The sequence below is a fragment of the Aquabacterium commune genome, from assembly GCF_004362855.1.
Taxonomy (GTDB): domain Bacteria; phylum Pseudomonadota; class Gammaproteobacteria; order Burkholderiales; family Burkholderiaceae_C; genus Aquabacterium; species Aquabacterium commune.
In genome coordinates this window covers 175,741-187,364 of record NZ_SNXW01000003.1, presented here as the reverse complement: position 1 = coordinate 187,364, position 11,624 = coordinate 175,741, and the positions used below count along the sequence as shown (strand labels likewise).

Sequence of the window (11,624 nt, the reverse complement as noted above, 5' to 3'; positions counted from 1 at the left end):
CTGCCCCATGAGCAGCGAACACACCCCCACCAGCGGCACCGCAGCGGCCGCCGGCCCCGTCCCCAAAATCGGCTTCGTGAGCCTTGGGTGCCCAAAGGCCCTGACGGACTCCGAACTGATCCTGACCCAGCTCCGCGCTGAGGGCTACGAAACCAGCAAGACCTTCGCGGGCGCCGACCTGGTCATCGTCAACACCTGCGGCTTCATCGACGACGCCGTCAAGGAAAGCCTGGACACCATCGGTGAGGCCCTGGCCGAAAACGGCAAGGTCATCGTCACGGGTTGCCTGGGCGCCAAGGCCGGTGCAGGCGAGGGCAGCAACCTGGTGAAGGACGTGCACCCCAGCGTGCTGGCCGTCACGGGCCCCCACGCCACGCAAGAGGTGATGGACGCGGTGCACCTGCACGTGCCCAAGCCGCACGACCCCTTCATCGACCTGGTGCCCGAGGCGCGTGGCATTGCAGGCATCAAGCTCACGCCCAAGCACTTCGCCTACCTGAAGATTTCCGAAGGCTGCAACCACCGCTGCAGCTTCTGCATCATCCCCAGCATGCGCGGCGATTTGGTCTCGCGCCCGATCGGCGAGGTGCTCAACGAGGCCCGCGCGCTGTTCGAATCGGGCGTGAAAGAGCTGCTCGTCATCAGCCAGGACACCAGCGCCTACGGCGTGGACGTCAAGTACGTCACGGGCTTCTGGGACGGCAAGCCGGTCAAGACGCGCATGCTCGACCTGGTCGCCCAGCTGGGCGAGTTGGCCAAGGCCCACGGCGCCTGGGTGCGCCTGCACTACGTCTACCCCTACCCGCACGTGGACGAAGTCATCCCGTTGATGGCCGAGGGCCTGGTGCTGCCTTACCTGGACGTGCCGTTCCAGCACTCGCACCCCGACGTGCTCAAGCGCATGAAGCGCCCGGCCAATGGCGAGAAGAACCTCGACCGCCTGCGCCGCTGGCGCGAGATTTGCCCCGAGATCGTGGTGCGCTCGACCTTCATCGCCGGCTTCCCCGGTGAGACCGAAGCCGAGTTCGAACACCTGCTCGATTTCCTGAAAGAAGCCGAGATCGACCGCGCCGGTTGCTTCGCCTACTCGCCCATCGAGGGCGCACCGGCCAACCTGCTCGATGGCGCTTTGCCCGATGAGGTTCGCGAGGAACGCCGCGCCCGCTTCATGGCCGTGGCCGAGGCGGTGTCGATTGCCAAGCTGCAGCGCCGTGTGGGCGCGACCATGCAGGTGCTGGTGGACAGCGCCCCGGCCCTGGGCCGCAAGGGCGGTGTGGGCCGCACCTACGCCGATGCGCCCGAGATCGACGGCACCGTGCGCCTGCTGCCGCCCGAGAAGGCCAGCAAGACGCTGAAGGTGGGCGAGTTCACGCGCACCCGCATCGTGGCCGTCGAGGGCCATGACCTGATCGGCCTGCCGATCTGAGCCGGGGAGGGCGGCATGTCGTCCCCGCGCGAGCCGGCTCGCAGCTTGAGCGAGGCCGCCACTGCGCTCATCCACCACCCCTACGAGGCCCCCGGGGGCTTCCAGTCGGTGCAGCCGGGGGTGTTCAAGGCGTCCACCGTGATTTTCGAGAACACGGCCGCCCTGCGCAGCCGCGAGTGGAAGGACAAGACGGGCTACACCTACGGCCTGCACGGCACGCCCACCACCTTCGTGCTGGAAGAGCGCCTGGCCACGCTGGAAGGCGGTCGGCAGACGCTGCTGGTGCCGTCGGGCCTGGCGGCCATCGCGCTGGTGGGCCAGTCGCTGTTGAAGGCGGGTGAGCACCTGCTGCTGCCCGACAACGTCTATGGCCCGAGCCGCGATTTCGCGCGCCACGAGCTGGCGCAGTGGGGCATCACCACCGGCTTCTACGACCCGATGGACCCGGCCTCTCTGGCCGCGGCCCTCACGCCCGCGACGCGCCTTGTGTGGCTTGAAGCGGCGGGCTCGGTCACGCTGGAGTTCCCTGACCTGGCCGGCTTGCTGGGTGTGATCCGCCAGCATCCGCAGGTGGTGGCCGCGCTGGACAACACCTGGGGCGCGGGGCTGGCCTTCAACCCCTTTGAGGTGGGAGGCGGCGTGGACCTCACCATCCACGCACTGACCAAGTACCCCTCGGGCGGCGGCGATGTGCTGATGGGCGCGGTCGTCACGCGCGACGAGGCCTTGCACCTGCGCCTCAAGCTCACCCACATGCGCCTGGGCCTGGGCGTGGGCCTCAACGATGTCGAACTGGTGCTGCGCGGTTTGCCCAGCATGGCGCTGCGCTACGCCGCGCACGACGCCTCGACCCGCCAGATCGCGGCCTGGCTGCAGGCGCGGCCGGAGGTGGCCCAGGTGCTGCACCCGGCGCTGCCCGGCTCGCCCGGCCATGCGCACTGGCAGGCCAGTTGCAGCGGTGCGGCGGGCTTGGTGTCCGTGGTGTTCGATGGCGCGCGCCTCACGTCGGCACAGGTGGACGCCTTCGTGGACGCGCTGCGCCTGTTCAAGATCGGCTATTCCTGGGGCGGCCCGCTCAGCCTGGTCATGCCCTACGGTTTGCAGGGCATGCGGCGCTTTGGCCCCCTGGCGGGCCAGCCGGGCACGCTGGTGCGCTTGGCCGTGGGCCTGGAAGACACGGGCGCCTTGGTCGCCGACCTGGCCCAGGCTTTTGACGCGCTGGGCTGAGTTCGGCGCTGCCTGCCTGGGCGCCACTTCGGGCCGCTAGACTGTTTGCTGAACCGGCCCCGCGCACAGGGGCTGCGTCAGACAAACAGGTCAGAGGAAGCCGCCATGCACACCGCCCAGGGAACCGCCGTCCATGCCGCCGACGCACACGGAGCCGACGCCGTTGTGGCACAGCGCTCCCGGTGGCCTGGCTTGACCGGGGCATTGGCCGCCCTGTGCCTGAGCGCCGCCAGCGCCCACGCCGCCACCGTGCTGCGTGCCAACCCGCAGGGCGAGGTGCGCCAGTTGCGCCAGTTCAGCGTCACCTTCGACCAGGCCGCGGTGCCCTTGGGCGATGGCGCGGCGGCGGCGCCGTTCAAGGTGACTTGTCAGGGCGATGCCCCCGCGGGCACCGGGCGCTGGGCGAACGAGCGCACCTGGACCTACAACTTCGAGGCCGATGTGGGCCCGGGCGTGCGCTGCGTGGCCGAGCCCATGCCAGGCTGGCGTGGCCAGCCCGTGCGCTTCCAGACCGGCGGCCCCGCGGTGCTGCGCAGCACGCCGGCGCGCGGCACCGTCCACGAGGACGCGACCTTCCTGCTGCGTCTCAATGGCCGCGTCGATGAGGCCTCGGTACGCTCGCACGCGCGCTGCGAGGTCGAAGGCATTGGCGAGCGCATCCCCGTGCAGTTGCTGGGCGGCGCGGTGCGCGAGGCCGTGCTCAAGCAGCAGCATGTGGCCCCGGCAGATGCCGAGCGCACCTTGCTGCTGGCTTGCCAGCGCCCCTTGCCTCCGGGTGCGCGCATGCGCCTGGTGTGGGGGCAGGGCATTGCCTCGCAGGGTGCACACCCGGTGCTCAGCCGGCAGGACCAGGTCTTTGATTTCACCGTGCGGGCGGCCTTCACCGCCGAGTTCAGCTGCGAGCGCGAGCGCGCCCAGAAGCCCTGCATGCCGCTGCGGCCCTTGCTGCTGAACTTTTCGGCCGAGGTGCCGCGCAAGCTGGCCGAGCAGGTGCGCCTCAAGCCTGCATCGGGCGAGGCCATCGCGCCTTTTTTCGCCCCCGATGACCGCGAGACCGAGGTCTCGCAACTGCGCTTCAAGGCGCCCCTGCCCGAAAGCACGGCCTTCACGCTCGTTTTGCCCAAAGCCCTGCGCGATGTCGATGGCCGTGAGCTGGCCAATGCCGGGTCCTTCCCCCTGAAAGTGGCCACGGCCGAGATGCCACCGCTGGCCAAGTTCGCCGCTGCGCCGTTTGGCGTGGTCGAGCTGCTGGGCGAGCCAGGCCAGCCGCCGCTCGTGCCCCTGACCGTGCGCCACGTCGAGCGGCAATTGCAGGTCAAGGGCAGCGGCCCGCTGGGGGTGAAGTCGCAAGCCGTGACGGCCGACCGTGGTGACCGCGAGATCCTGCAGTGGATGGCCAAGGTGCAGCGCCACCACGAAAGCTCCTTCAGCGCCAGGGAACTCGGTCGCCCGAAAGCCGAGTGGCTGGAGTGGGTGATGGACACGGTGACCGACGAAGAAGGTGGGCCCAAGCGCGTGCAGCGTGAGCGGCGCATTGGCTCGCGGGAGCTGTCCTTGTTGGATGGCGTGAAGGCGTCCCAGACACTGACCGTGCCATCGGCCGATGCCAAAGACCCCCGCCCCTTCGAGGTGGTGGGCATCCCGCTGAGCGGCCCGGGCTACCACGTGGTCGAGGTCAGCTCACCCAGGCTGGGAGCGGCCTTGCTGGCCCAGCCCGCGCCCATGTACGTGCGCACCGGCGTGCTGGTGAGCAACCTGTCGGTGCACGCCAAGCTGGGGCGCGACAACGCCCTGGTGTGGGTGACCTCGCTCGACAAGGGCAAGCCTGTGCGCGATGCCGATGTTGGCGTGAGCGATTGCACTGGCACGCGCTTGTGGTCGGGGCGCACCGATGCGCAGGGCCTGGCCCGCATCGAGCAGCGCCTGGTGGTGCGGCGCGACGCGCAATGCCTGGTCAGCGAGGGCCTGTTCGTCACGGCCCGCCACGCCTTGGGCGAGGGGCCTTTCAAAGGCCAAACTGACCTGGCCTTCGTGTTCACCGACTGGCAAAAAGGCATCGAGCCCTGGCGCTTCAACCACCCCACGCAGTCGCCGGGCGAGGAGGGGGTGCCTGTGTCCGTGCGGGCCCACACGGTGCTGGACCGCAGCTTGCTGCGCGCCGGCGAAACCTTGTCCATGAAGCACTTGTTGCGTGCCGAGACCGCCCGCGGACTGGGCGCCGTGCCGCGCGCGCAGTGGCCTGACAAGCTCATCGTCACCCACCTGGGCTCGGGCACGCAGTTCACGCAGGCACTGAGCTGGTCGGACCGCCAGCAGGCGCTGTCCAACTGGACGATCCCGAAGGACGCCCGCCTGGGCCAGTACGACATCGACCTGGAAGGCCCCAGTCCCGCTGGGCGGCGCATGCTGAACAGCGGCAGCTTCCGCGTCGAGGCCTTCCGCGTGCCCCTGGTGGACGCCCGCCTGATGGCGCCCAAGGGCGTGCAGATCGCACCGCGCGAAGTCGCCCTGGGGGTGCAGCTGCGCTACCTGTCAGGCGGCGGCATGGCCCAGTCGGGCGCCCGGCTGACGGCCGTGATGCGCGAGCGCACGCCCAGCTTCCCGGGCTACGAGGCGTACCGCTTCGATGCGCCTGCGGTGCGGGGTGCACAAGGTTCAGACGCTGCGGACGGGTCTTCGGGCGATGGCGAGGCGCAGCCCTCCCGTTGGGCCGACCGCATGGTCGCGGACAAGCTGCCGGTGGCGACCGACCGCGAAGGTGCTGCCACGGTGACGCTCGCCAAGCTGCCCCCGGTGCGCGTGCCCTCGGACTTGCACGCTGAGCTCAGCTACACCGACCCCAATGGCGAGGTGCAGACCGTGGCGCGCACCGTGCCACTGTGGCCGAGCGCCGTGGTGCTGGGCCTGCGCACGCCCAGCTGGGTGGGCAGCGGCCGAGGCGAGGCGGGCGCCATGCGCTTTCAGGTGGTCGCGCTCGACACACAAGGCCGGCCTCTGGCCCAACAGAAGGTCGCCGTGCAGGCCCGCGTGGTGCAGACGCTCAGCCACCGCAAACGCATCGTCGGCGGCTTTTACGCCTACGACAACCGCGAGGACATCACCGAGCTGGGCGAGGTCTGCGCCGGTCAGACGGACGCACGCGGCCTGCTGCTGTGCGAGACGCGCTTTGCGCAAGCCGGTGAGGTCGAGCTGGTCGCGCAGTCTCAGGACAGCCAATCGCGCCGAGCCCAGGCTGCCGCCAGCGTGTGGGTCACGCGCCAGGGCGAGGTCTGGTTCGGCCAGGACAACGACGACCGCATGGACGTGCTGCCCGAGCAAGGCAGCGTCGAGCCCGGCCAGACCGCGCGCCTGCAAGTGCGCATGCCCTTCCGCGAGGCCACGGCCTGGGTCACCATCGAGCGCGAGGGCATCATCGACACGCGGGTGATGTCGCTCAGCGGCAAAGACCCGGTCATCGAGCTGCCCATCCCCAAGGGCCGCAAGGGCGCGGATGGCGAGGTGCAGAGCTGGGCGCCCAATGTCTATGTCAGCGTGATGGCCGTGCGCGGCCGCCTGCGCGACGTGCCCTGGTACAGCCTCTTCACCTGGGGCTGGCGCGAGCCCTGGGCCTGGGCCAAGGCCTTCTGGTACGAGGGTCGCGAATACCAGGCGCCCACCGCGCTGGTGGACCTGTCCCGCCCGGCCTGCAAGCTGGGCGTGGCGTCGCTGCAGGTTGGTGTGGCCGACCACGCCTTGAAGGTGGAGGTGCTGCCCGACCAGCCGCAATACAGCGTGCGCCAGACGGCCACGGCGCGGGTGCGCGTCACGCAGGGCGGGCGGCCCGTGCAGGGCGACATCGCTTTCGCGGCGGTGGACGAAGGCCTGCTGGCCCTGTCCGACAACGCATCCTGGCAGGTGCTCGACGCTTTCTTCCAGCCGCGGCCCTGGGGCGTGGAGACCAGCACGGCGCAAAACGAAATCATCGGCAGGCGGCACTTCGGTCGCAAGGCCGTGGCCGCGGGCGGCGGGGGCGGGCAGGGCGCCACGCGCGAGCTGCTCGACACCTTGCTGATCTGGCGAGGCAGCGTGCCGCTGGACGCACGCGGCGAGGCCGTGGTCAAGGTGCCCATCAACGACGCGCTGACCCGCTTCAAGCTGGTCGCCGTCGCCACGTCGGGCTTGTCGCGCTACGGCACCGGCAGCGCCAGCATCCGCGTCACGCAGGACCTGCAAGCCTTGCCCGGCTTGCCCCCGCTGGTGCGCGAGGGCGACCGCTTCGAGGCCATCGCCACCTTGCGCAACACCACCGCGCGGGCCATGAAGGTGTCGGCCAGCCTGGTGGGGCAGGGCGCCGCGGCAGAAACCGGCGTCGCCCCCGTGGCGCTGAAGCTGCCCGCGCAGCAGCTTGACATCCCGCCCGATGGCGCCCGCGAGGTGCGCTGGCCGGTGGAGGTGCCTCAGGGCGTGGCCACGCTGCGCTGGACCTTGTCGGTGGAGGAGGCCCAGGGCAAGGCGGGTGTGGCCGGTGCAGCCGCCGCGCGCGACCGCGTGCTTGTCACCCAGTCCGTCCAGCCCGCCGTGCCTATCCAGGTGCGCCAGTCCACCTTGGTCCAACTGGGCGCCGCGCCCCTCAGCCTGGCGGTGGCGCCACCGCCTGAGGCCGTGCTCAGCGGCCCGCCCGGCGCCAGCCGCGCCCAGGGCGGCTTGCGCATCGCCCTGCAACCCACGCTGGGCGGTGGCCTGCCGGGTGTCAAACGCTTCTTCGAGCGCTACCCGCACACCTGCCTGGAGCAACAAGCCTCGCGCGCCATCGGCCTGCGCGACGCCCAACGCTGGGACGAGCTGATGCAGCAACTCCCCACCCACCTCGACGGCGACGGCCTCGCGGCCTACTTCCCACTGCAAGAGGGCGCGGGCCCACAAGGCAGCGTGGCGCTCACGGCCTACCTGCTGTCGATCTCGCACGAAGCCGGTTGGCGCCTGCCAGACGAAGCGCGCGAGCGCCTGCTGACCGGCCTGAGCGACGTCGTGCAAGGCCGCACCCGGCGCAGCACCTGGGCACCGTCGGGCGTGGCTCAGGCAGTGGTCAACGACGTGCAGCGCGTCAGCGCCCTTGATGCGCTGACGCGTCACGGTCGCGCCGACGCCCGCATGCTCGACACCGTCTCACCGACGCTGGGCGACTGGCCCACCTCGGCCGTCATCCAGTGGTGGCAGGTGCTGCAGCGCCTGCCCGCGGCGCCTTCGCGCGAGGCCCGCATGAAAGAGGCCGAGCAGACCTTGCGCAGCCGCCTCACCTACAGCGGCACCACCTTGCGCTTTGCCACCGAGGCGCAGGACTTCTGGTGGTGGACCATGGACAGCGCCGACGCCAACGCCGCCCGCCTGATCCTGGCCGTGCGCCAGCTGCCCGCCTGGAAAGACGAGCTGCCTCGCCTGGTCGTGGGCGCCCTGGGCAGACAGCGCAACGGCGCCTGGCTGACGACCCCCGCCAACGCCTGGGGCACGCTGGCGCTGGAGCGCTTCGGGCAACAAACCGAGCGCACGCCCATTTCGGGTCGCTCGGTGGTGAAGCTGGCTGCCGCCGAGGCCACGCTGGACTGGGCCAGCGCGCCCACCGGCCAGGTGCTGGCGCTGCCTTGGCCGGTGCAGGCCGTGAAGGGGGGCGCGCCCGCATCGCAACCCCTGCAACTGCGCCAGGACGGCACCGGCGCCCCCTGGGCCACAGTGCAGGCGCTCAGCGCCGTGCCGCTGAAGGCACCCGTGCAGGCCGGCTACACCGTGCGCCGCACCGTCAGTGTGGTGGATGCGCCCAATTCCGCGCGCCCCTCCGAGCGCGGCGCCCCCTACGCCCGCGGCACCGTGCTGCGCGTCACGCTGGAAATCGACGCCCAGGCCGACATGAACTGGGTCGCCGTGCAGGACCCCATCCCCGGTGGGGCGACCTTGCTGGGCAGCGGCCTGGGGCGCGATTCGCAGCAGGCCACGCGTGGCGAGCAGACCGCCGGCGCCTGGCCCAGCCACGTCGAGCGGGCCCAGGACGCCTGGCGCGCGTACTACGCCTTCCTGCCCAAGGGCCGCCACCGGGTGGACTACACCGTGCGCCTGAACAACCCTGGCCGCTTCACCGTGCCGCCCACCCGCGTGGAGGCCATGTACGCGCCCGACAGCTTCGGCGAGTCACCGCAGCCCAGCGTGGAGGTCGCGCCTTGATGAGCTGGCGACTGAGGCAGCGACTCCTTGCCTGCGGGCTCGCTGGCATGACCGGCATCGGGTACCTGGCCACGTCCGCTGCACAGGCAGCGGGCCTGCCCACCTTCCAGCAGGTCCGCGCCAGCCACCTGCCCAGCGACTTCACCCTGCTCGACCGCGATGGCCAGCCCCTGCAGACCCTGCGCCGCGACCCCCGCGTGCGCCGCCTGCCCTGGGTCACGCTCGACGAGGTCTCGCCCGCCATGCGCACCGCCATCGTCCTGTCGGAAGACCAGCGCTTCTGGCAACACAGCGGCATCGACTGGCAGGGCGTGGCCGCCAGCGCCTGGTCCAACCTCTGGAACGAGCGCACGCGCGGCGCCTCCACCCTGACAATGCAACTGGCCGGTTTGCTCGATAAGCGTGGCGCCCGACCCGCTGGCGGCCGCAACTGGGGCCAGAAGGCCACGCAAGCCTGGGCCGCGCGCCAGCTCGAAGCCCGCTGGCGCAAGACCGAGGTCCTGGAGGCCTACCTCAACCACGTTCCCTTCCGCGGTGAACTGGTGGGCTTGCCGGCCCTGAGCCAGACCCTGTTCGGCAAGCACCCCTCTGGCCTGGACGCGCAGGAATCGGCCATCGCCGCGGCCCTGGTGCGCGGCCCCAATGCGCGCGCCGATGCCGTGGCCCGGCGCGCCTGCCAGGTGCTCGCGCTGCAGCAACGGCCCTGCACTGGCATCGACCTGGTCGTCACGCAAGCGCTGGCGCGCAAAGGCGGTCCCGCCCTGGGCGAACAAAGCGCACCGCACCTGGCTCGCCTGCTCATGGCGCAGGCCCCCGCGGACGCGCCCAGCGTGCGCAGCACCCTCGACGGCCACCTGCAGCGCCTGGCCCAGGAGACCCTGCAGCGCCACCTGCTTGAGTTGGCCCACCGGCAGGTCGAAGACGGCGCCGTCATCGTCATCGACAACGCGCGTGGCGAGGTCCTCGCCTGGGTGGGTGGCAGCGGCACCCTGTCACAGGCGGCGCAGGTTGACGCGGTGCTCGCGCTGCGCCAACCCGGCTCCACGCTCAAGCCCTTCGTCTATGGGTTGGCGTTCGAGCGGCGTCTGCTGACCCCCGCCAGCCTCCTGCAAGATGAGCCAGTGCAGCTGCCCACCGGTGCCGGCCTCTACATCCCCCAGAACTACGATCGGCGCTTTCGGGGCTGGGTCAGCGTTCGCACCGCCTTGGGCAACAGCCTGAACGTGCCGGCCGTGCGCGCGGGCGCCATGCTGGGCGCCGACGCCCTGGCCGAGGGCCTGCGCGGCTTCGGTCTGGCCTTGAAAGAGCCCGGCGGTTTCTACGGCCCTGGCCTGGCCCTGGGCAGCGCCGAGGTCACCTTGCGCGACCTCAGCAACGCCTACCGGGCCTTGGCCAACGGCGGTCGCTGGTCGCCCCTGCGCTGGCAGGTGGGTGATGCAAAACGGGATGCAAAACGGGATGCAAAGCGTGACCAGGCTGGCGCCCATGGCACCGCCACACCGAGCCAAGTCAGCCCCATCAGCCCAGCCGCCGCCCACCTCGTCACCGACATCCTCGCCGACAACGGCGCGCGCGCCTTGAGCTTCGGCCTGCACAGCGCCCTGGCCACGCGCGGCTTCGCGGCCGTCAAGACCGGCACCAGCAAGGACATGCGCGACAACTGGTGCATCGGCTACACCGACCGCTACACCGTGGGCGTGTGGGTGGGCAACGCCAGCGGCAGCCCCATGCACGACGTCAGCGGGGTGGCGGGCGCGGCGCCCGTGTGGGCCAGCCTCGTGCAAGCCCTGCACCGCGAACGCCCATCGCGTGCGCCCGACTTGCCCCCCGGGGTGCGCCAGCAGCGCATCCACTTCGAGGCCAGCGCAGGCGCTTCGATGGTGGACGTGGACCGACTCGAGCGCTTCATCGAAGGCACCGAACAAGCCACCTGGCGGCTCGATGTCGCGGCCACATCAGGGACCGCAGCACGCCCGGGGCGCGCCATCGTCAGCCCGCAGGATGGCGCCATCTTCGCGCTCGACCCGGACATCCCGCCTCGGGCTCAGCGCGTGACGCTGCGCAGCCAGGCCGCGCAACCAGGTCAGACAGGTCAGCCTGTTCAACCCGCGCTGGCATGGTGGCTCGACGGCCGCCGCCTGGCCACGGGCGCGCGGCACGACTGGCTGCCCATGCCGGGGCGACACGTGCTCAGCCTGCGTCAGCAGGGCCAGGTGCTCGACGAGGTCCGCTTCGAGGTGCGTGGCGCAAGCCTCACTCCTTGCCAGGCGAGGACACCTTGTGCCGCATCAGTCGGCCCTTCTCCCGCTCCCAATCGCGGTCCTTGATGGTGTTGCGCTTGTCGTGCTCGGCCTTGCCCTTGGCCAAGGCGATGTCCGCCTTCACGCGACCGCCTTTCCAGTGCAGGTTCAGCGGCACGATGGTGTAGCCTTTTTGCTCTGTCTTGCCGACCAGGCGGCGGATCTGCTCGCGGTGCATCAGCAGCTTCTTGGTGCGGTCGGCGTCTGGCGTGACGTGGGTGGACGCGGAGCGCAGCGCGTTGATGCGCAGGCCGATCAGGTACATCTCGCCATCCTTGATGACCACGTAGCCATCGGTCATCTGCACCTGGCCATCGCGGATGGCCTTGACCTCCCAGCCTTCCAGCACGACGCCCGCTTCGAAGCGTTCCTCGATGTGGTAGTTGAAGAGCGCTTTGCGATTTTCTGCGATGGACATGGGCTGCGGGAACGAAGGAACTGGACAAAGGAAACAAGGCAACGCCCGCAGGCGTCCTTAA

At 70.6% G+C, this 11,624-nt stretch carries 5 protein-coding genes; 4 read left to right on the top strand and 1 reads right to left on the bottom strand.

Translation table 11 applies throughout. The annotated features are described in order from the left end of the window. Positions 1-7 precede the first annotated feature (7 nt). The 4 genes from rimO (at position 8) to pbpC (ending at position 11,172) form a co-directional block, all read left to right on the top strand. Positions 8-1,426 carry a 30S ribosomal protein S12 methylthiotransferase RimO gene (gene rimO / locus EV672_RS07035; protein WP_133607690.1) on the top strand — a complete coding sequence of 473 codons (1,419 nt, stop codon included), beginning with the start codon at positions 8-10 and terminating at the stop codon, positions 1,424-1,426. A 15-nt stretch (positions 1,427-1,441) separates the two neighbouring features. Beyond that, a complete protein-coding gene (locus EV672_RS07030; protein WP_133607688.1) occupies positions 1,442-2,653 on the top strand; it encodes a PLP-dependent transferase in 1,212 nt (403 codons plus the stop codon). 105 nt (positions 2,654-2,758) lie between these two features. Continuing rightward, positions 2,759-8,845: an alpha-2-macroglobulin family protein gene (locus EV672_RS07025; protein WP_133607686.1), complete on the top strand. Its 6,087-nt coding sequence runs from the start codon at positions 2,759-2,761 to the stop codon at positions 8,843-8,845. A gap of 47 nt (positions 8,846-8,892) precedes the next feature. Then, positions 8,893-11,172 (top strand): penicillin-binding protein 1C, encoded by a 2,280-nt coding sequence (gene pbpC / locus EV672_RS07020; protein ID WP_133607684.1) that lies wholly within the window; start codon positions 8,893-8,895, stop codon positions 11,170-11,172. Here pbpC and smpB read toward each other — a convergent pair. Beyond that, positions 11,099-11,563: an SsrA-binding protein SmpB gene (gene smpB, locus EV672_RS07015; RefSeq protein WP_133607682.1), complete on the bottom strand. Its 465-nt coding sequence runs from the start codon at positions 11,561-11,563 to the stop codon at positions 11,099-11,101. The two genes, pbpC and smpB, sit on opposite strands and share 74 nt — an antisense overlap. Positions 11,564-11,624: the final 61 nt, after the last annotated feature.